The 21,169-nt window shown below is 71.3% G+C and carries 15 protein-coding genes; 9 read left to right on the plus strand and 6 right to left on the minus strand.

Translation table 11 applies throughout. The features are described 5' to 3' along the window. Positions 1–46: 46 nt before the first annotated feature. Entirely contained in the window at positions 47–2,197 is a 2,151-nt protein-coding gene (locus CAP_RS24140; protein WP_052375802.1) for a serine/threonine protein kinase, read from the minus strand. Positions 2,198–2,384: 187 nt separating this feature from the next. On the opposite strand from CAP_RS24140, the gene CAP_RS24145 reads away from it, so the two are divergent. From CAP_RS24145 to CAP_RS24155, 3 genes are read left to right on the plus strand one after another with little or no spacing between them, the layout of a single operon-like run. Next, positions 2,385–4,100, plus strand: coding sequence for an ABC transporter permease (locus CAP_RS24145; protein ID WP_044245032.1), 1,716 nt, complete (start codon positions 2,385–2,387; stop codon positions 4,098–4,100). A gap of 34 nt (positions 4,101–4,134) precedes the next feature. Beyond that, positions 4,135–5,010, plus strand: a complete 876-nt coding sequence (locus tag CAP_RS24150; RefSeq protein ID WP_081865209.1) for an ABC transporter ATP-binding protein — start codon at positions 4,135–4,137, stop codon at positions 5,008–5,010. Then, a complete protein-coding gene (locus CAP_RS24155) occupies positions 5,007–6,533 on the plus strand; it encodes an ABC transporter permease/substrate-binding protein (protein ID WP_044245033.1) in 1,527 nt (508 codons plus the stop codon). Before CAP_RS24150 ends, CAP_RS24155 begins: the two co-directional genes overlap by 4 nt. Here the strand turns inward: CAP_RS24155 and CAP_RS45440 are convergent, their stop codons facing one another. Then, positions 6,534–7,868 (minus strand): PAS domain S-box protein, encoded by a 1,335-nt coding sequence (locus CAP_RS45440; protein WP_052375804.1) that lies wholly within the window; start codon positions 7,866–7,868, stop codon positions 6,534–6,536. Between the two features lie 430 nt (positions 7,869–8,298). Continuing rightward, entirely contained in the window at positions 8,299–9,642 is a 1,344-nt protein-coding gene (locus CAP_RS24165) for a PAS domain-containing protein (RefSeq protein WP_052375806.1), read from the minus strand. Between the two features lie 474 nt (positions 9,643–10,116). Between CAP_RS24165 and CAP_RS24170 the strand changes: the two genes are divergently transcribed. The 3 genes from CAP_RS24170 (at position 10,117) to CAP_RS24180 (ending at position 15,428) form a co-directional block, all read left to right on the plus strand. Next, positions 10,117–11,502, plus strand: coding sequence for a sigma-54-dependent transcriptional regulator (locus CAP_RS24170; protein WP_044245034.1), 1,386 nt, complete (start codon positions 10,117–10,119; stop codon positions 11,500–11,502). 58 nt (positions 11,503–11,560) lie between these two features. Next, the gene (locus CAP_RS24175) at positions 11,561–13,762 is read left to right on the plus strand and encodes a HAMP domain-containing sensor histidine kinase (protein ID WP_044245035.1); all 2,202 of its coding nucleotides are present in this window, start codon (positions 11,561–11,563) and stop codon (positions 13,760–13,762) included. Between the two features lie 511 nt (positions 13,763–14,273). Continuing rightward, on the plus strand, positions 14,274–15,428 hold the full coding sequence (locus tag CAP_RS24180) for a lysylphosphatidylglycerol synthase transmembrane domain-containing protein (protein ID WP_044245036.1): 1,155 nt from the start codon (positions 14,274–14,276) through the stop codon (positions 15,426–15,428). A gap of 128 nt (positions 15,429–15,556) precedes the next feature. Here the strand turns inward: CAP_RS24180 and CAP_RS24185 are convergent, their stop codons facing one another. The 3 genes from CAP_RS24185 to CAP_RS24195 form a co-directional block, all read right to left on the minus strand. Next, complete coding sequence (locus CAP_RS24185; protein WP_044245037.1) at positions 15,557–15,862, minus strand: PIN domain-containing protein; 306 nt, start codon at positions 15,860–15,862, stop codon at positions 15,557–15,559. A gap of 31 nt (positions 15,863–15,893) precedes the next feature. Further along, on the minus strand, positions 15,894–16,553 hold the full coding sequence (locus CAP_RS50850) for a hypothetical protein (RefSeq protein ID WP_156041096.1): 660 nt from the start codon (positions 16,551–16,553) through the stop codon (positions 15,894–15,896). Between the two features lie 401 nt (positions 16,554–16,954). Beyond that, complete coding sequence (locus CAP_RS24195; protein WP_156041097.1) at positions 16,955–17,929, minus strand: hypothetical protein; 975 nt, start codon at positions 17,927–17,929, stop codon at positions 16,955–16,957. Between the two features lie 540 nt (positions 17,930–18,469). Here CAP_RS24195 and CAP_RS24200 point away from each other — a divergent pair. The 3 genes from CAP_RS24200 to CAP_RS24210 all read left to right on the plus strand — a co-directional run bounded on the left by CAP_RS24200 (position 18,470) and on the right by CAP_RS24210 (position 21,125). Further along, positions 18,470–18,892, plus strand: a complete 423-nt coding sequence (locus CAP_RS24200) for a hypothetical protein (protein WP_231511658.1) — start codon at positions 18,470–18,472, stop codon at positions 18,890–18,892. 66 nt (positions 18,893–18,958) lie between these two features. Further along, positions 18,959–19,561 (plus strand): hypothetical protein, encoded by a 603-nt coding sequence (locus tag CAP_RS24205; RefSeq protein ID WP_044245041.1) that lies wholly within the window; start codon positions 18,959–18,961, stop codon positions 19,559–19,561. A 46-nt stretch (positions 19,562–19,607) separates the two neighbouring features. Continuing rightward, positions 19,608–21,125, plus strand: coding sequence for a glycogen synthase (locus tag CAP_RS24210; protein ID WP_044245042.1), 1,518 nt, complete (start codon positions 19,608–19,610; stop codon positions 21,123–21,125). Positions 21,126–21,169: the final 44 nt, after the last annotated feature.

The raw sequence follows: 21,169 nt of genomic DNA on the forward strand, positions 1-21,169 counted from the left end.
GTAGCACGACTCGCGCGCTGACCGGATCGGATCAGCGCCGCGGCGCTCACCGCTTCTTGGTCGCCCAGGGGTCGCGCAGCGAGGGATCGAGGGACTGGGAGGTCCCCTTCGTGCCCGGGGACTTGGCCGCTTCCTTGGCGAGCTTCACGGTGCGCTTCGCCTCGGAGCCGTCGAGCTGCACCACCTGCGACACGAAGCCATCGGCGCGGATCTCCACGGTGAGCGGCTTGCCCTCCTGCACCTCGAAGGTCGCGGGGAGCTGGAGCGGCTTGCCATCGACGTAGCCCTTCGCTCCCTCCGGCGTCGCCTTGAGCGTCACCGAGACCCGCTTCGCCGGGACCGCCGGCGCGATCTCCGGGCCCCCCGGCGCGACGGAGGAGGTCTCTCCGGTCGCGCTCGGCGCCGGCGCCGTCACCCCTGCGCCCGTGGGCCTGGGCGGCAGCGCGGTCCCCGGGATCTCCGCGTTGCCTGCCGCAGACCCGCCGCCCACCGCCAGTGCGATCGCCACCCCGACGCCGAGCACGGCTGCGCCCCCCGCGAACAGGGCCCACCGCGGCACGCGGCGGCCTCCCTCCACGCTGGTCGACGCACCCGCCGCGGGCGCGGGCTTCAGCTTGAAGTAGTCCTGCGGGACGTTGAAGCCGCCCGAGCGCGACATCATCTCGGGCACCGCCTTGGGCACCCCACCCGAGCGCGCGGTCTCCATGTCCTCGCGCAGCTCCGCCATGGTCTGGTAGCGGGACTCGGGCTTCTTCGAGAGGCACTTGAGGATGATCGCCTCGAGCGCCGGTGGGCAGGTCGGCCCGGGCCCCGACAGGAGCGCGCGCAGCGGGACCGGCGCCTTGTACATGTGCTGCGTCAGGATCCCCATGAAGTTGTCGGCGGTGAACGGGAGCTGCCGGCTCCCCAGCTCGTAGAGCATCACCCCCATGGAGTAGATGTCCGTCCGCAGATCGATGGGCGCGCCAGCCGCCTGCTCCGGCGACATGTAGTGGGGCGTGCCGAACACCGCGCCCGCGCGCGTCAGCCGGCTCTCCGCGTCGGTCGTCACCTTGGCGATGCCGAAGTCGAGGATCTTCACGAACTCCGCGTCCTTGCCCCGACGCACCACGTACACGTTGTCCGGCTTGAGATCGCGGTGGACGATGCCACCCGAGTGCGCCGCCGCGAGGCCGTCGGCCATCTGCAGGCTGACCTTGTAGATGAAGTCGACGGTGATCTCGCCCGGGCCGTCGATGATCTGCGACAGGCTCGACCCCTCCAGGTACTCCATCACGAAGTACTTGGAGCCATCCGGCAGGTCCCCGAAGTCCGAGACGTCGACGATGTGCGGGTTGCCCACGCTCGACGCCGCGCGCGCCTCCTGCACGAACCGCTCGAAGATCTCCTCGTCGCGCGCGAGCTCCGCGCGGAGCACCTTCACCGCGACCTTCTTGTCGATCACCTTGTGGCGGGCGAGGTAGACGAACCCCATCCCGCCCTCGCCGAGCAGCCGCTCGATCTTGTAGCGGTGATCGAACGTGGTGCCGATGTACGGGTCCGTCGCGCCGGGCTGCCGCTCGTCGATGAGCTCCGCGGGCGGCGGGATCTCGATCGACGGCTCGGGATCCGGCGCGGACCCCATGATGGTCACCGCGTCGCCCCGCTTCCCTGCGTAGCCCACGTCCGGATCGCTGGACCGCGGCCCGCCCGGATCGCTGCCGAGAGACCGCCGCGCCGCCGCGTTTCCGGGATCGCTCCCGAGCGGTGACCTCGGCGCGCTCGGATCGCTGCCGAGAGACCGCCGCGCCGCCGCGTTTCCGGGGTCGCTGCCCATCGGCCGCCGCGCGGGCGCGTTCGACGCGTTCCCCGCGTTCCCCGCGTCGCTCGCGAGCGGCGACCTCGGCACGTTCGGGTCCGTGCTCGCCACCCGCCGCGCGGGCGTGCTCCCCGAGTCGCTCGCGAGCGGCGACCTCGGCACGTTCGGGTCCGTGCCCATCCCCCGCCGCGCCCCCGGATCGCTCGCTGACGGAGGCCTCGGCGCGCTCGGCGCCTTGCCCGGGAGCGGCCGCGGCACCTGCCGGAGCGGCGGAGGTGGCTCCGGCCGCGGGGCCACGCGCACGGGAGAGGGCGACGGCGACGGCGCCGCCTTCTCGGCTGGGTCAGGAGCCGAAGGGGGCTTGCGCGCGGCGGGGGGCTCGTTCTCGGGGGCGCTCATCGCTACCGTCGCTACGGTCAGGTCACGGGTCATGGGCGCGCAAAGCGGCCCAAAGCTACTGAGTCATGGATCCTAGCAGGCGCGACGGCCCCGGAGAAGCGGCGGCTCGTCAGCTCTTTGCGCCCGCTTCGCACGCGCTCTTCGTGCTCCACGGCCGTCGCTCTGCTAGGGAGCCCTCGTACGCCCGATGAGCTACCCCTTCGACGTCGCGCTTCGCTACATGGGCTCCAAGAAGCGGGCCTTCATCTCGGTCAGTACCGTCTTCGCCATCCTCGGCGTGGCGCTCGGCGTCGCCGCCCTCGCCACCGTGATGAGCGTGACCGGAGGTTTCCAGGCGGAGTTCCGCGAGAAAGTCCTCGGCGTCAACGCGCACGTCCTGGTGCTGAAGTACTCGACGGACTTCCGTGAGTACCGCTCCATCATGGACCAGGTGGGGAAGATCCCCGGCGTGGTCGGGGTGGCCCCGTTCAGCATCAACCCCATGATGCTCACCCACGGAGACGCCACCGCGACCGGCGTCCTCCTGAAGGGCGTGGATCCCCAGACCAGCCTCGGCGTCGGCGCAGCACCGGGCGGCCCCGTCGCCGTCCTCGATCTGCCCCGCCACATCCTGCCCGGTGGCGAGCTCTCGGGCCTGCGCCTCCCCGGCGCGAAGCCCCCGGACCGCCCCGGGCCCTCCCTGCCGCCCGTCCCCACCCTCGGCGTTCCGCCCCTGGGCGGCTCGGGAGCCCCGTCCGCGCCGTCCGCGCCACCTCCTCTCAAGCCCGGGATCCCCGACAAGACGGGCAGCCTCGCGCCTTCCCCCCTCGACCCCGCGCTCGACGAGCACGGCCGCGACGTCGATCTCCTGCGCGCTCTCGAGCAGCGTATCCAGGACGACGACCGCCGCGCCGCCGAAGCCCCTCCTCCTCCGCCTGACGGTGCCGGCGAGAACGCGCTCGCCGAGGCGGAAGACGACGCTACCGACGACGCGGCCGTCGCGGCCGGACCGGTGGGCTCCGTGGAGCCCGAGGGCGGCTACAAGAGCGTGCTCCCCGAGGACGACGAGATCCCCGACTTCGTCGACCCCGACCTCTGCGCGAACCCGGAGGCCGTCGCGAAGATGCCTGGCATCGTCATCGGCGTCTCCCTCGCGAAGAACCTCAAGCTCGACATCGGCAAGTGCGTGACCGTCACCTCGCCGACCATCGGCTTCTCGTACTCCGGCGGGCAGATCAAGCCGCCCGTGGCCAAGCGCTTCCGGGTGATCGCCGTCTTCGAGGCGGGCTTCGACCAGTACGACTCCAAGCTCGTCTACACCGACCTCTACGAGGCCCAGGCCTTCTACGACCAGGGCGACACGGTGACCGGCGTGGAGATGAAGGTCGCCAACATCGACGACGCGCCGGACATCGCGAAGGAGGTCTCGCGCACGCTGGGCAGCGGCCTCTATCACACCATGGACTGGGAGGAGCTGAACCACGGCCTGTTCACCGCGCTCCGCATCCAGCAGATCGGGATGAGCGCCGTGCTCGCGCTGATCATCGTGGTCGCCGCCTTCACCGTGGTCGCCACCCTGATCATGGTGGTGCTCGACAAGAAGAAGGAGATCGCCGTCCTCAAGGCCATGGGCGCGACGAACTTCGCGATCCTGCGCATCTTCGTCTACCAGGGCGGGATCATCGGCGTCGCCGGCACCACCCTCGGCCTGCTCCTCGGCCTCGCGGTGTGCAAGGGCCTCCTCGTCTACGGCTTCCCCCTGGACCCCAAGGTCTACTTCATCTCCCACCTGCCCGTGCTCGTGCGCTGGACGGAGTTCGTGATCACCGGCGTCATCGCCATCGCGGTGTGCCTGTTCGCGACCATCATCCCCAGCACCTACGCCGCCTCCCTCCACCCCGCCGAAGGCTTCCGCGACCGCTAGTCGCCCGCACACCCACCCGCATGCCCGTGCGCCGATGATCGAGCTGCAGAAGGTCACGAAGCGCCACGGAGACCTCCTCGCCGTGGATGGCGTCTCTCTCCGCGTCGAGCCGGGAGAGCTGCTCGTCCTCCTCGGCGGCTCCGGCTCGGGGAAGACCACCACCCTGAAGATGATCAACCGCCTGATCGAGCCGACCTCCGGGCGGATCCTGCTCGACGGGCGCGACGTGGCCGAGACGCCCCCGCACGCGCTGCGGCGCAGCATCGGCTACGTCTTCCAGCAGATCGGCCTCTTCCCGCACCTCACCATCGCCGAGAACATCGCCATCACCCCCTCCCTGCTCGGCTGGGCCCCTGCCCGCATCCGGGCCCGCGTCGACGCCCTCCTCGATCTCGTCGAGCTCGACCCTGCCGCGATCCGCGACCGGCGCCCCGACGAGCTCTCCGGAGGACAAGCCCAGCGGGTGGGGGTCGCACGCGCACTCGCCGCAGAGCCGAAGGTGATGCTCCTCGACGAGCCCTTCGGCGCCCTCGATCCCCTCACCCGTGACCGGCTGCAACGCTCCTTCCTGCGGATCCGGCGGCAGCTCGGGCTCACCGCGATCTTCGTGACCCACGACATGATCGAGGCCATCCTGCTCGGCGACCGCATCGCGGTGATGGGCCGCGGGCGCCTCCTCCAGGTGGGCACGGCCCGGGAGCTGGCGCGCGCCCCGGTCGACGACGAGGTGGCGCAGCTCCTCAGCACCCCGCAGCGGCAGGCGCGCCGGGTGGAAGCGCTCCTCGGCGGTGAAGGCGGCGAAGGCGGCGACGACGGCGACGACGGCGACCACAGCGACGACGGCGCGGCAGGGGACACCGACGTTTCGCCAGGCGAAGCACCGGGCGAAACGTCGAAGGAAACGCCATGAAGGAGCAGCTCGCGCTCCTCCCGGGCTACCTCGTGGCGCACCTGCAGCTCACGCTGGTCGCGCTCACGCTGGGGGTGGGCCTCAGCGTGCCGCTCGGGATTGCCCTCTCCCGCTCCCGCCGGCTGGAGGCGCCGGTGCTGGCGGTCGCGAGCATCATCCAGACCATCCCCAGCCTGGCGCTCCTCGCGTTCATGGTCCCCGCCCTCGCGGCGCTCGGCCTGAAGAGCATCGGCTTCGCGCCCGCGATCGTCGGGCTCTTCCTCTACAGCGTGCTTCCCATCCTCCGGAACACCGTCGCCGGGCTCGCCGCGGTCGATCCGGCGCTGCGCGAGGCGGCGCGCGGGGTGGGCATGACCCCGGGCGAGCAGCTCCGCCGGGTCGAGCTGCCGCTCGCGATGCCGGTCATCGTGGCCGGCATCCGCACCTCGGCGGTGTGGACCGTGGGGACCGCGACCCTCTCCACGCCCGTCGGCGCCCCGAGCCTGGGGAACTACATCTTCAGCGGCCTCCAGACGCGCAACTACACCGCGGTGCTCGTCGGGTGCATCGCGGCGGCGGCGCTGGCGCTCCTGCTCGACACGCTGGTGCGCGCCCTGGAGGCCGGCATCCGGCGGCGTAGCCGCGCCCTCGTGGGGACCAGCCTGGCGGCCCTCGGCGCGCTCGGCGTGATCGCCGCCGGCTCGTTCGTCGCCAGCGCGGCCGCGGCCCGCAGCGAGGGCGACCGCATCTCCATCGGCGCCAAGACCTTCACCGAGCAGTACATCCTCAGCCGCATCCTCGCCGGCGCGATCGCCCGCGAGACCGGCCTCCCCACCGAGGCCGTCGACTCCCTGGGCTCCACCGTCGCGTTCGACGCGCTCCGGAACGGCCAGATCGACGGCTACGTCGAGTACACGGGGACGCTCTGGACCACGATCATGAAGCGGAGCGAGATCCCCGGAGATCGCGCCGCGCTGCTCCGCGAGGTCGACGACTACCTGCGCGCCGAGCACGGCATCGTGGTCGCGGCCGCGCTGGGCTTCGAGAACACCTACACGATCGCGGTGCGGCGCGCGGACGCCACCCGCCTCGCCCTGCGGACCGTGGGCGACCTCGCCCCCCACCTCGGCGCGATGTCGCTCGGCGGCGACTACGAGATCTTCCAGCGCCCCGAGTGGCGCTCCCTCCAGCGCGCCTACGGCCTCGCCCCCCGCGAGCAGCGGAGCATGGACCCCTCGCTCATGTACGAGGCGATCCGCGCCCGGCAAGTCGACGCGATCACCGCCTTCTCCACCGACGGCCGCCTCGTCTCGTACGACCTCCAGGCCCTCGACGACGACCGCCACGCCATCCCCCCGTACGACGCCATCGTCCTCGTCAGCGCCCGCACCGCGCGTGAGCACGGCGACGTCGTCACCGCGCTGCGCGGGCTCGCCGGCAGCATCGACGCCGACCGGATGCGGCGCATGAACGCCGCCGTCGACGAGCAGGGCGACACCCCCGCGACCGTCGCCGAGCGCTTCCTCCGCGAGCGCCTTCCCTAGTCAGCCACCCCGCCGGCGCGTCGGCCCTTGCGCCGCGAGCGCGTACGCCACCCCCCGCTCCAGCGTCCCGAGCGTCACGATACCCCCGAGGTCCGCCCCGCCCTCCACGAGCGACTGCGCGACGCTCGGCCGGATCCCCGTCAGGACCACCTCGGCCCCGAGGAGCCGCACGCTCCGCGCTGCCATCAGGATCGCCTCCGTCACCTCCAGCCCCGCCTCCGGCACGCCGGTCACGTCGAGGATCGCGATGCGCGCCTGCTGCCCCGAGATGCCATGCAGCAACGTCTCCAGCGCCCTCGCCGCACGCTCCCGCGTCATCTCGCCGACGAGCGGCATCACCACCACCCCCTTGGCGATGGGGATCAGCGGCGTCGAGATCGCCTCCAGCGTCTCGCGCTGGATCTGCAGCATCTCCTCCTGCAGCTTCCGGTTCCTCTCCTCGACCCGCACCCGCGCGGTGATGTCCGTGGAGATCGCGCAGGTGCCCAGCGGGCCGTACGTCTCGTCGATGACCGGGAAGGTCGTGGAGAAGTAGACGTGCTCGCCGTCCGCCTCTTCCCAGTGATGCTCGCCCAGGATCGGCTCCCTCGAATCCAGGCACGCCTGGTCGAGCTTCCGGACCGCCTCTGCCTCCGCGCTCGCGCCCGGCATGATCTCGTCGAGTGTCTTGCCGAGCATGTACGCCGCGTCCATCGACATGACCTTCGCGTTCATCTCGTTCATGACCACGTGCCGCCCCTCCAGATCGCGCACGCAGATGGGCATGGGCGCGTTGTGGATGACCGCCCGCAGCAGCGCCGCCATCCGCTGCTGCTGCTCCTCGGCCTCCTTCTGCGTGGTGACGTCGAAGCTGTGGGCCACCACCAGCCGCCCCCCGGCCCCGTCGTCGATCGGCGCCAGCGTCGCCTCGCGCCACAGACGCGACCCGTCGTCGGCGGTGAACGGCGTCGCCGGTCCCCGCACCACCTCGCCGGCGAACGCCCTTTCGAGGAGCGCGCGGTAGCCGTTCTGCGCCGACTGCTTGAGCGCGAAGATGTTGACCTTGCCCTCCACGTCGACGCGCTTGCGCCCGAAGCTGCCGCAGTGGGCCTCGTTGCAGGCGACGATGAGCCCATCGGACCTGTAGATCGCGAACGGGATCGGCAGCGCCTGGAAGATGGCCTCGTAGGAGACGCCCTCCACCATCTCCCGCGCGCTGCCCGCCCGCGTCCCTTGCGCGACCTCGGGGAGCAGCCCGCGCTCGATCTCCTCGACGCGCGCCCTGAGCCGCGCGTTCTCTGCTTCGAGCGCCGCGATCCTCGCCTGCGCGTCGCCCATCACCTGCTCGCTGTTCACGACCGGACTCCCTCTCTTGCTCTGACCGGTGAACGCGTCATGCGGAGCGCACGACGTGCACCACCTCGCGGCGCACCACCTCCACGGCGGACATGGGCGCGGCTAACGAGCGACAGGAGCGCCTGGGCGCCGAGCGGTGGGGGTGGCGTTGCGTCAGGCCATGCTTCATGACAAGGCGTCCAGCGCTTGAACGCCCCCCCCGAGCCCGCGACCGGGCGGCGTCCGAACCGCGCAAGCTAGCCTCTGTGCGACGCCGCGCACAACCAGGCAAAGCAGCCGCGCCTGCCCGGCGCCGGACGTTCACGGGCGTTCACCACGACGCGGTCATGCAGCGCCTCCGGGGTGTCCCATCTTGCCCCAAGTCACGGGGTGGCCCCTCACGATTTGAACGGGAGAACCGGGCAGGGACGCGCAATCCCTGCCGTGTGCCTCACCCGCGCCGCCTGGCGCCTGCGTACCCCTGCCCCCGCGCGGCCTGAGGCTTCGTGGAGAGTGCGTGGGCCACGCCGCGCTCCAGCGTCCCCAGCGTCGAGATCCCTGCGAGGTCCGCGCCCAGCTCGATCAGCGCCTGCGCCACGCTGGGCCTGACCCCGGTGAGGATCACCTCGGCCCCGAGCAACTTCACGCTCCGCGCCGCCCGCAAGATCGCCTCCGTCACCTCCGCGCCTGCCTGCGGCACCCCGGTCACGTCGAGGATGGCGATGCGCGCCTGCTGCTCCGAGATGCCCCGCAGCAGCGTCTCGACCACCTGCTCGGCCCGCTCCCGCGTCACCTCCCCGACCAGCGGCATCACCACCACCCCCTGCGCGATGGGGATGAGCGGCGTGGAGATCGCCCGCAGCGTCTCCTGCTGGACGAGGAGTACCTCCTCCTGCAGCTTCCGGTTCCGCTCCTCGACCTTCACGCGCGCGGTGATGTCCGTGGCGATCACGCAGATCCCCAGCGGCTCGCCGCCGTCGTCGAGGAGCGGGTACGTCGTGGAGAGGTAGAGGTGATCGCCGTCGGGCTGGCTCCAGCGGTGCTCGCTGGTGGAGGGCGTCCTCGACGCGATGACCGCCCGATCGATCGCCCGGACCTCGTCCGCCGCATCGGCCGGCAGCACCTCGTGCAGCGTCTTGCCGATCAGCACCCCCGGCCCCACCCCCATGATCGCTTCGTTCATCGCGTTCACGATCACGTGCCGCCCCTCCAGGTCGCGCACGCAGATCGGCGACGAAGCGTTCTGGATGACGGCGCTCAGCAACGTCACCCGGCGGCGCTGCACTTCCTCCGCCCTCTTCTGCTCGGTGAGATCCACCGTCACCGTGGCGACGAGCTTCACCCTCTCCTCGTCACGGATGGGCACCATCGTCGACTCGACCCAGATCCGATGGTCGCGCCCTTCCACCTCCACCTCCGTCGCGGGCAGCCTGGCGACCTCCCCCGCCGCGGCCTTCTTCAGGGCATGCACGTAGCCGTTGTTCGCCAGGCTCTCGTTCGCGAGGACGTTCACCTTGCCGAGCACATCCTCGCGCTGCGCCCCGAAGCGCCGGCAGTTGAGGTCGTTGAAGGCCACGATGGTCCCGTCGGTCCTGTAGACACAGAGCAACGTGGGCAACGCGTTGAAGATGGTCTCGTACGAGATGCCCTCCACCGTGCGCGGCGCCCCCGGCTCCACCCTCCCGCGCTCGGCCAGTAACCTCTCCAGCTCCTCGACCCGACCCTGCAGCCTCGCGTTCTCTGCCTCCACAAGCTGCAACCGCTCTTGCGTACTCGCCAGCTCTTCGCTCTTCAACCGCCTGCTCCCTCTGGGTCCCCGGCAGGCACTGCGCTCCTGACCCGCAGGACGCGACCTCACCCCCGCCGTGCACAGGACCATCACCGCCCCGGAGCCCGCCCGCAGAGGACGCATGACGCGTCGTCCCCTGCGTACGCAGACCGAGTTCGCCCCGGGCCGCACCCACTGTCACCCTCCCGTTGTCACCGACCCATCTGCTCGAACGTCCTGTCTGGACGCCGGCGTCACTCCGACCGGAGTCAGCTTATACGCCCTCACCATCTTCACAACTGTCCTCGCTCGGCCCCCAGCCCTCCGCGCTCCACCCGCACCACAGGCCGACACCCACCCGGCACCAGGGAAGAATTCCCTGCCCCCACCCCCTCCCTCCCCCGGCCGCTCCCACCTTTTCGCGCCCCCTCGACCCGGCCCGGGAAAACTGCCCGACCGGCGCCTCTGGCCTCGCGTGCTAAGGTCGGCCCTCCAAGCTTCATGGCGGCGCTGCGAATCCTGGTAGTCGACGACGAACCCGCCATGCGCGAGGTCCTCCACGCGCGCCTCTCGCAGTGGGGCCACGACGTGCGCACCGCCGACAGCGGCGCCGCCGCCCGCGCCTACGTGGACGCCCTCGACCCCGAGGTGGTCATCTCCGACGTCGTCCTGCCCGACCTCAACGGCGTCGAGCTGCTCCACACCCTCAAGGTCGACCGCCCCGACCGGGTGGTCCTCCTCATCACCGCCTACGGCTCCATCGGCACCGCCGTCGACGCCATGCGCCGCGGCGCCGCCGACTTCCTCACCAAGCCCCTCGACTACAACGCCCTGCGCGAGCGCCTCGCCGAGGTGATGCGCGACCGCGACGCCCGCGCCCGCGCCGCCGCCGCCGCCGCCGCCCCCGCTGCCCCCACCGCCCCCGAGGGCGCCGCCCCCGAGCCAGAGCGCCTCGGCCCCCTCGTCGGCGCATCCGCCTCGCAGCGCGCGCTCTGGGAGCTGGTCCGCCGCGTCGCCGACAGCGACGCCACCGCCCTCATCATCGGCGAGAGCGGCACCGGCAAGGAGCTGGTCGCCCGCACCATCCACGACCTCAGCGCCCGCAGCAAAGGCCCCTTCGTCCCCGTCAACGCCGCCGCCATCCCCGAGGGCCTCACCGACTCGCTCCTCCTCGGCCACATGAAGGGCGCCTTCACCGGCGCGACCGACACCGGCGTCGGCATGTTCCAGCTCGCCCACGGCGGCACCCTCTTCCTCGACGAGATCACCGAGATGCCCATCGCCCTCCAGGCGAAGCTTCTCCGCGTCCTCGAGGACGGCGTGGTCCGTCCCGTGGGCAGCACCCGCGAGCTGCGCTTCGACGTGCGGGTCATCGCCGCGACCAACCGCGACCCCATGGTCGCCGTCGAGGAGCGCCACCTCCGCCAGGACCTCCTCTTCCGCCTCGATGTCCTGCGCGTCACCATCGACCCGCTCCGCAAGCGCCGCGAGGACATCCCCGTCCTCGCCCGCCACTTCATCGCCCTCTCCAACCAGCGCCACGGCGCCACCGTCACCGGCCTCTCCGACGACGCCCTCACCGCCCTCGCCGCCCACGACTTCCCCGGCAACGTGCGCGAGATGCGCAACCTCATCGAGCGCGCCGTGGTCTTCGCCCGCGAGGGCCTCATCTCCGCCCGCCACCTCCCCTTCGGCGAGCCCGAGCCCCAGCGCTCCCCGCCCCCCACGGGCATCGTCCTCCCCGAGGGCGTCACCAGCGCCGAGGCCGAGCGCATCCTCATCATGGAGACCCTCCGCCGCACCGGCAACAACAAGGCCGAAGCCGCGCGCCGCCTCGGCATCGACGTGAAGACCCTGCGCAACAAGCTCAAGATCTTCGGCTCATGACCCTGCGCGCTCTGCACCGCGCAGCGCGCCTCGCCCTGCGCGCCTTCGCCCTGCGCGCATGACCGTCGTCGGGCGCATCTCCTTCGGCGTCACGGTCGCCCTCATCGCCCTCGTCGGCGTCACCCTCTGGCTCGTCGCCCGCGTCGACGAGCTGGCCAGGCTCAACGTCGAGACCGTCGAGGTCCAGGTCGCCGCCACCGACCGCGCCGCCGAAGCCCGCCGCCTCGTCGACCCCCTCGAATCCATCAGCAGCAAGTACCTCGTCAGCCGCGACCCCGCCTACGCCGAGCGCGCCGAAGAGCTCGAAGACGCCCTCTCCCGCGAGCTCACCGCCCTCGACGCCCTCCCCATCGACGCCGCCGAGCGCGCCGCCGAGGCCTCCCTCCAGAGCGCCTTCAAGGCCCACCTCGCCGCCTTCGGCGTCGAGCGCCTCCACGGCCTCGAAGGCACCCCCGAGCGCGTCGACGCCCTCGAAGCGTCCCTCGACACCGTGCGCCAGGCCCTCGCCGAGCTGACCCGCAGCTCCCGCCGCGCCATGACCGAGCGCTCCACCGCCGCCCTCGCCAGGAGCGAGGAGGCCGCGCGCCTCTCCTTCGCCGCCGCCGCCGTCGCCCTCCTTGGCAGCCTCGCCGTCCTCGCCTTCCTCCTCCGCACCGTGAGCCGCCCTCTGCGCGCCCTCGTCGCCGGCACCCGCGCCGTCTCCGCCGGCGACTTCTCCACCCGCATCGACGTCCGCTCCCGCGACGAGCTGGCCCACCTCGCCCGCGCCTTCAACGCCATGGTCAGCGAGCTGGAGCAGCTCGAACGCCTCAAGTCCTCCTTCGTCTCCCACATCTCCCACGAGCTGAAGACCCCCCTCGTGGGCATGATCGAGACCAACCAGCTCCTCCTCGACGAGGTCCTCGGCCCCCTCGACGATCGCCAGCGCCGCATGCTCGATCTGCAGCTCAGCTCCGCGCGCCGCCTGGAGGCGATGATCTCCGACCTCCTCGACGCCTCCGCCCACGCCGCCGGCCTGCGCTACGTCTACTCCGCCCACGACCTGCGCGCCGTCGTGCAGCGCGCCGCCGCCGTCCACGAGGCCCGCGCCCACAACCTCGGCGTCCGCCTCACCGTCACCGCGCAGCCCGACCCCATCCCCGTCCTCTGCGACGCCGACCGCATCGCCCAGGTCGTCCAGAACCTCGTCGACAACGCCCTCAAGGTCACCCCCCGCGACGGCACCCTCGACGTCACCGCCGACACCGTCGACGACCGCGACCTCGACGCCGACCTCCTCCCCCCCGGCGCCGAGCGCCCCCGCGGCCGCTTCGCCCGCATCACCGTACGCGACACCGGCCCTGGCCTCCCCGACGACGAGCGCCGCCGCATCTTCGACCGCTTCGCCCGCGGCCGCCACGCCGCCCGCGGCTCCGGCGCTGGCGTCGGCCTCGGCCTCGCCATCTGCCGCGACATCGTCTCCGCCCACCGCGGCTTCATCGGCGCCACCTCCCCCGAGGCTGGCGGCGCCGAGTTCACCGTCATCCTCCCCCTCCACTTCGCCGGCAGCGTCCCCCCCAGATCTCTCCCTGCCCTCACCGCCGCCGGTCTCCTCTCCACCCTCCCTCTCGTCTCTGCCGCGCTCCCTCTCGTCTCTGCCGCGCTCCCTCTCGTCTCTGCCGCGCTCCCTCTCGTCTCTGCCGCCGCCCTCGCCCTCGGCGCCACGGCCTGCACCCCGCCCGCGCCGCGCGCCGTGCTCCCTGGCGACACCCTCGTCTCCCGCGGCGATCTCGTCGCCGCCCGCGCCGCCTACGACCGCGACGCCACCACCTCCCCCTTCCCCGAGGAGCGCGCCCACGCCGCCTTCGCCGCCGCGATGCTCCTGCTCCACGGCGACCCCGACGACCCGCGCGGCGCCGCCCGCGAAGCCCTCTACGCCGTCGAGCAGCGCTACTCCGGCACCCACTGGTCCCGCTCCGCCCGCATCGTCCTCGACCAGATCCACGCCCGCGCCGTGGCCCGGCTATCCCTCCGCGAGGAGGCCGCGCGCCGCGCCGAACTCCAGCTCGAACTCACGACCCTCGTCCTCCGCAGCGATGAGATCTGGTACGAGATGGTCGAGATCGAGATGCGCCTCGACGAGGCCCGCGACGAGCGCGGCAAGCTCCTCGGCGAGATGGCCCTCCTCCGCGGCCGCCTCGAAAAGCTCCAGGAAGAATCCGACCGCGTCCGCGGCGAGCTCGACGCCCTGAAGCGCATCGACCTCCGCCGCCGCCCCTGAGCGCTCGAGGATCTCCGCAACCTGGTGCGGCGGCACGGCCTCCAGATCGGCGTACGTGGCCTCGCGGTGAAGGTGAACCCGGTGCCCCATGGTGTCTGTCCATCCATGGCGTGCCCCCCTTCCGGGGACGGAGGTTCGCCACCCACACCCAACCTCCCACCTGCCGACACTTTTCGTGCGGGGAGGCCTCGCAGCAGAAAACCTGCCGACACTTTTTGTGCGGGGAGGCCTCGCAGCAGAAAACCTGCCGGCACTTTTTGTGCGGGGAGGCCTCGCAGCGATCAGCTCGTCGTCCCGTGGTCCGCCAGGCAGCTTCCCGTTGTAGTGGGCGACACCATCCAGTTCACCCACCGAGGTCTGCCCGTGATCTGACCCACACCCTCGGGTCCCGCAGAGGTCCTCCGCAGCGCTGCCCCCGGCGGCAGGGGGTTGGCACGCGCGGTGCCCCGCCAGATGGGCGCCTCGATGGGGGAACGTGCCGATCGCGCAGGGCCTGTGCTAGTGCCGGGCCGTGACCTCGCCTGCTGCGGATCCCCTCGCCGCACCGCCTCGCGGCTTCCTCCAGCGCCACGCCTTCAAGATCGTGGCGTCGCTCCTGCTGGGGACGGGGCTCGCGTGGTTGCTCGCGCGCGGGGGGCTCCCTCTCGTTCCCCCGGCGCAAGCGTTCGCGAGCCTGCGGCCGTGGACGGTGTGGGCCTATGTCGGGACGCTCGCGCTGGTGCACCTGTTTCGCGCCATGCGGTGGCGGCACCTGCTCCGGCCCCTCGGCGCGGTCTCTCTGCGCAGCACCCTCGCGGTCTCGTGGATCGCGTTCGCCGCCATCCTGCTGTCGCCGCTGCGCACCGGCGAGGTGGTGCGGCCGTACCTGATCACGCGCCGCAGCCGGATCCGGCTCTGGGAGGCGACGGGCACCGTGGCCGCGGAGCGCATCATCGACGGCCTGGTAATCAGCCTGCTGCTGTTCACCACGCTCCAGCTCTCGACGCCGCTCTCGCCGCTGCCCGACCACGTGGGTGATCTCGCCGTGCCCGCGTCGGCGGTGCCCCGCGCGGCGTACGGGGTGCTCGCGCTGTTCGCGGTGTGCTTCGCGCTGATGGGGGTGTTCTTCTGGCACCGCGACCTGGCGCGCCGGGTGACGCGCGCGATGGTGGGCGTGGTCTCCGTGCCCCTCGCCGAGCGCCTCGCCGGGATCGTGGAGCGCGTGGCCGACGGTCTGCGCTTCCTGCCCTCGGCGCGGCGCCTCTTGCCATTCCTGCTGGAGACCGCGGCGTACTGGACCATCAACGCGAGCGGCGTGTGGCTCCTCGGCTGGGGCACCGGGCTCGCCGACTTCACCCTGGTGGAGGCGTGCGTGGTGGTCGGGTGCATCGGGATCGGGATCCTGGTGCCCGCCGGCCCTGGCTACTTCGGCGCGTTCCAGCTCTCGGGCTACATGGCGCTGGCGATGTTCTTCCCGGAGGCGACCATCAAGGGCCCCGGCGCGGCGTTCGTGTTCCTGCTCTACGTGACGCAGGTGGGCTTCCACATCCTCGGCGCCTTCCTGGGGCTGGCGCTGGACGCGGGGACGGAAACGTCGAACGAGGAAGAGGGCGCAGCGGTCACCAGCACGCCCGAGCCGAGGTGCGGCGACACGACGCAGGAAGGCGTGACGGCCGAGGGGCGCTGAACGGCGGGCGAGCTACGTGCTCCACCTCGCGTTCGGCCACCTCGCTGCGGAGAGACGCAGAAGGCTCGCTCACCTGTCCTGGCGAGCCACCCGGAAGACGCGACACCGCGGGAGGTAGTCTCCCCTCATCAGCATGTTCTCACCAGTGCCCTGACGAAATGCTGGTTGAGCTTTGCGAGATCCTGCGGATCCTGCGTGTACACCGTGTCCCCTTCTTGATCGGCGAGCGCCATCACGACGGCGTCCGCGACGCTGGGCCCTCCACGAACGCCGCACTGCTTGCAGACAGGGTGGGCAACGCCCTGGAGTCCCTCTGCGGCAACTCGGGCCAGGTCTTCGGTCAGCTCGATGATCTCGACCAGGTCGAGGACACGATTCAGGTTGTGGGTGGAGCCACCCGCGAGCCACTCCACGAGGATGGGAGACGGCACCATGATGGCTTGATCGTCGAGGCTGTCGCGGATCTCACTCGACGTCGCGGCAGCAGAGGGTGGCCGAGCCGAGGAGCTTAGGGGTGCCGTAGAGCTGGCCGCCCTCGGCGGTGCAACTGCCTGGATCGTTCACGTCGAAGGTGGCTTCTGCGCTGGCGATCTGAGAGGGGGAGCCGACGACGGCACTGCACGGCGCCTCCTCCGGAGCGGGATGCAGATCGTGCTCACTGTTCGTGCAGATCGCGTCGTCGTAGACATGCACCCTGGCAGAGCACGCGCTCTGAGGGCCTCGCCGGCAGGTGCATGGCGTGCAGTGGGTGTGGTCCTCGACGCCGCTGTAGAAGTTGGAGAGCTGCGGGTAGCCCATGGGGCACGCGTCGGCGTCGCCGGTCTTGAAGACGCACTGCTGGAAGCCTGGCGTGGGCGTGAGGTCGTCGGGGACGCAGATCTGCGTCCGATCGGCGCAGGGCTCCATGGGCTCCAGGGAACCGCAGGCCTTGGCCATGAGGTTCCAGGTGAAGGTGGCCCTGGGAACCTGAGACACCACCGGCTCACAGCCGCCGAGGCGCGTGGGCGCGACGCGGATCGAGGTGGGCGTGTCGATGGAGTCGAAGGGGGTGCACGCGCCGTCCCAGCCCGCAGGAAAGTCGACGGTCCGAGAGATGGCGCCACAGGTGCCGTCCGTCGTGCTCACCTCGACTCCTTCTGGAAACTCACAGGTGCTCGGGGAGCATTCGCAGGGGCCGCATGCGTCGAACATGTTCAGGCCTCTGTAGCCTTCGTAGAGGGTCATCGGCGCCCGATCAGGGCATGCTGGCGCCTTTCCGTTCTCTCCCTGCCACACCAGGATGGGTCCTTGCCAGTCGAGAGGCGCGGGCGGGGCGCACGACCCGTAGAAGCAATCTCCGCACGGGTCTCTGCACTGCACGCAAGGGTCGGAGCAGGTGTACATGTCGATGCGCCCGGTGGTGCACGAGGCCATGACGAAGGCCAGGACAGTGCCGAGAAGGAGAGCGCACAGGGTATTGCGTAGCAAGGAAGGAAGCACGGAGGCTCCAGGGTTCGAGGGTGAGTGCTGCGGATCGGACAGCGAGATCACGAGGGGGTGCGGCAGCAGAAGGTGGTCGGCTGGGCAGGCAGGGGCTGGCCAACGAGCGCACCGCCTTGCGGGATGCAGACGTCAGGCTCCGTGTCCTTGATCTCCCCTCTCAGGCTCACGAAGCGAGAGGGGCCGGCGTTGGTGACACAGCCTTCGAGCGTGGGAGTCACCGTGGTGCCCACGGAGCCGACACAGGTCTCTTGAGTGTCGAGGGTCACGAAGACGCGGCAGTGACTCTCCTCGGGGAGCTGACAAGCGCAGGGCGAGCACGAGGACTGATCGTCGACGGCGCCGTGGAAGCGGCGCAGCTCCGGGTAGCCGGCGGGGCACGTCTCGGGATCACCCTCGTTGAAGAGGCATTGCTGGAAGCCCTCGGGTGGGTGCGTGGCGCAAACGCCCGAGTCTGTGGAGCATGGGCTGAGCGCCGCGGTCGGCGCGCAGGCGCGGGCAAAGGTGTCCCAGGAGAAGGTCATGTGCTTGTCGACCTGAGGGACGAGCGGCACGCAGTCGGAGCGCGTAGATCGCTGGAAGAAGACCGAGATGGGCTTCTGGATGGGGGGAAAGGTGAAACAGGAGCCATCCCAGTTGGGGGGCACGAGGATGTCGACGAGGGGATCGACGCAATCTGGGCCGGCGGCGCTGACGCGGAGGCGCTCGGGGAAGCCGCACTCGGGCGTGGTGCAGGCGCAGGTGCCGCAGCTCCCGGTGCTGCGCAGGTCGGTGTGGCCCTCGTAGGCGAGCGCAGGGGCGCTGGGAGGACACGGGGGGGCTTCGGCCTCGGGGCCCGACCATAGCCACACGGGTCCTTGCCAGCCGAGGGGAGCCTGGGCGACGCATTCACCGCTGGGGCAAGGCGGCTGGGGCTCGGCAGGCGCTCCAGGGAGCGAACTGTCCACATCGCAGGAGACGAATGCGATCGGGAAGAGACAGAGGCAGCCGCGAAACGGCAATCGATGCAGGGCGGTATGCATGGGGGCGCTCCCCTTCCGTGAGGCAGGTAGACGTGGGCCGAAGGCGCAGGCGCTCGCCGTGCGCGTGACGTGAACCGTGATGTACCACGGGTATTACGAGCGTGAGGCGGGATCGCCAGCGAGAGATGCGCGCATAAGAATCATTGCAGACGGGCCGCGAGAATTGCCTTACGGCACGGTGTTCACCGCGATCAGCGCGTGCTCAGGGCAATGATGCAGGGTATCGATGGCCGCAGACGAGCCGCATTGCGTGACACGTTCTTGAACGTCTCCACGTAATGCACCGATCGTCGCGATCACGAAGGGAGCGCGCCGAGAAATACGGTTGCGCCGTGGGCAAGGTGGGTGAGGCTGAGGAGCAGCAGGAAGGGTGGGTGAGTGGTGCAGTCCGCTGAGCGGGGGGCGAGAGGGGCGAGAGGGGCGGGAGGGGCGGGAGGGGCGGGAGGGTAAAGAGCAGGGGTGGAGCGGGGTCCAGAAAACTTGGCCCGGGGGGCTGGGGGCGGGTAACCCCGCGGCATGCGCCGCCTGATCTCCGCTGTCGTGCTCACGTTGGCCCTCGGCGTTGCCGCCGGGGGGCTCGTCGTCGTGGAGGCGAATGCGGGGGCGGCGTACGACTCGCCCTACACGTACGAGCAGACGTTCGGCACGGCGCTGCGGATGGTGCGCGTGGACCTGGGGATGAAGGTCACGGAGAAGGATGTGGAGCACGGCTACATCCTCTTCGAGTACACGAGCCCCGAGAGCGGGAAGCGGGTGTCGCAGGGGTCGGTGGAGATCGTGGGAGGGAAGCGCGGGGTGCACGTCTCGGTGCAGCTCCCGGCGATGCCGCAGTACCATGAGCAGATGATCCTGGATGGGCTGGTGAAGAAGCTGTCCACAGAGCACGGGGAGCCGCCGCGGCGGGAAGCTCCGCCAGCGCCGGCGCCCAGCACGGACGCGGGCGCGGATGCTTCGTCGGGATGAGCCGAGGCGACGCGAGCGCGCGGCGCACGGCCTGCCAGCAACGGCCTGCCAGAAGGAGAGATCAGGATGAGCATGGTGCGGTTCCGGGCGGCGGTGATGGGGTGCGTGCTGGCGGCGGTGGCCGTGGGGTGCACGCCGCTGACGAGTTTCACGGGTGAGTCGAAGGTCCGGGGTGGCGGGCAGGGATGCGTGAGCCGCTGTCAGCAGGAAGGGCTGGAGATGAGCGCGTTCGTGGTGATGGGGGACTACTCGACAGGGTGCGTGTGTCAGGCGCCCGGCGCGGCAGCCCCGGTCGCGCCAGCGCCGGCCTCAGGGCCTCCGGCGACGTCACCAGGGTCTCCCGGGGCGCCCACGGGGCCCGCAATACCCGCGACGTCTCCCGCAGGACCCGTGACGCCCGTGACGCCCGCAGGGTCGGATGCGCCGACTGCGCCTCAAGGGTCGCTGGAGGCGCCCTCGCAGGTGGGGGCGGTCTCGCAGGTGGGGGGCGCGGGGGCGATGCCGTCAGGGGCGGGGGCGATGCCGTCAAGGGCGGGGACGACGGCGGCGGCGCGGGGGGGCGTGGGCGCTGGGGCGGCAGCGGCAGGCGTGGTCATGCAGATGCGGCGGCAGCAGGAGGAAGAGCGCAGGCGCTACTCGGAGGGTTCCCGGTCGCCGCGAAGCTGGTAGGTAGGGGGGCCGTGCGTCGGCGCGGTGTTCCACCATCGAGCTCCCTATGGCCCGTCTGAAGATCCTGTTCGCGGTCTCCGAGTGCGTTCCCTTTGCGAAGACGGGTGGGCTCGCCGATGTGGCGGGGGCGTTGCCGACGGCGCTCGCAGCACAGGGGCACGATGTGCGGGTGGTGATGCCGCGCTACCGCTCGGCGATGAAGCACCTCGTGGATGGGTCAGGGGCGCCACTGCCAGGGGTGCGGCGGCACGAGGCGCCACTCGGGGTTCCGCTCGGGGGGCACGAGGTGTGGACCGCGGTGTGGGAGGCGCGCGTCGATGCGTCCGGCAAGGTGATGCGGAGGGTGGACCGCGCCGCGCGGGCGCCGCGGGTGTACCTGCTGGAGCACGGGGTGTTCTTCGATCGGGACGGGGTGTACGGGGACTCGCTGGGGGAGTTCGGGGACAACCTGCAGCGCTTCACGCTGCTGTCGCGGGGGGCGCTGTCGCTGTGCAAGGCGCTGTCGTTCGTGCCCGACGTGGTGCACGTGCACGACTGGCAGACGGCGCTGGTGCCGGTGTACCTGAACACGCTGGAGCGGGACACGGAGCTCGGGCAGGCAGCGTCGGTGCTGACGATCCACAACATGGGCTACCAGGGGTGGTTCGAGGAGCATCTGTTCCCGCTGACGGGGCTCGGGTGGGAGGTGTTCCGGGAAGGGGGCCTGGCGGCGCACCACCAGGTGAACCTGTTGCAGGGGGGGCTGCACCACGCGACGCTGATCTCGACGGTGTCGCCGCGCTACGCGCAGGAGATCCGGACGCCGCAGGGGGGCGAGGGGCTCGACTGGGTGCTGCAAGGGCGGGGCGGGGACGTGGTCGGGATCCTGAACGGCATCGATGATGCGGTGTGGAATCCGGCGACGGACGAGCACCTGGCGGCGCGGTACTCGGCAGAGGATCTGTCGGGGAAGCAGGCCTGCAAGGCGGCGCTGCAGCGGGAGATGGGGCTGCCGGAGCGGGCCGACGTGCCGCTGCTCGGGGTGGTGAGCCGGCTGGCGAACCAGAAGGGGATCGATGTGCTGGCGGGGGCGCTGGGGCAGATCCTGTCGATGGATGTGCAGGTGGTGGTGCTGGGCTCGGGCGAGGGGTGGGCGGAGGAGCTGTTCCGGCGGCTGAGCGCGTCGGGGGATCGGTTCCGGGCGCACATCGGGATGAATGAGGGGCTGGCGCACCGGATCGAGGCGGGGGCGGATCTGTTCCTGATGCCGTCGCGGTACGAGCCCTGTGGGCTGAACCAGCTCTACAGCCAGCGGTACGGGACGCTGCCGGTGGTGCGGGCCGTGGGGGGGCTCGACGATACGGTCGACGCGAACCTGACCGGGTTCAAGTTCGGGGACCTGTCGGTAGAGGCGCTGGCGCAGACGGTGGCGTGGGCGGTGCACGCTTACCGGACGCAACCGGAGCGGTTCCGGGAGATGCAGCTCCGGGCGATGCGGAAGCCGCTCGGGTGGGCACACGCGTCGCGGCAGTACGAGGCGCTGTACCGGCTGGCGGTGGCGCGGCGGCAAGGCCGCGGACTTTAGCGTTCGGGAGGGGATGCGTTCAGGGGACGCCGGGCGACGTCCCC

Origin of the sequence: Chondromyces apiculatus DSM 436, assembly GCF_000601485.1 — a bacterium.
Classification (GTDB): Bacteria; Myxococcota_A; Polyangia; order Polyangiales; family Polyangiaceae; genus Chondromyces; species Chondromyces apiculatus.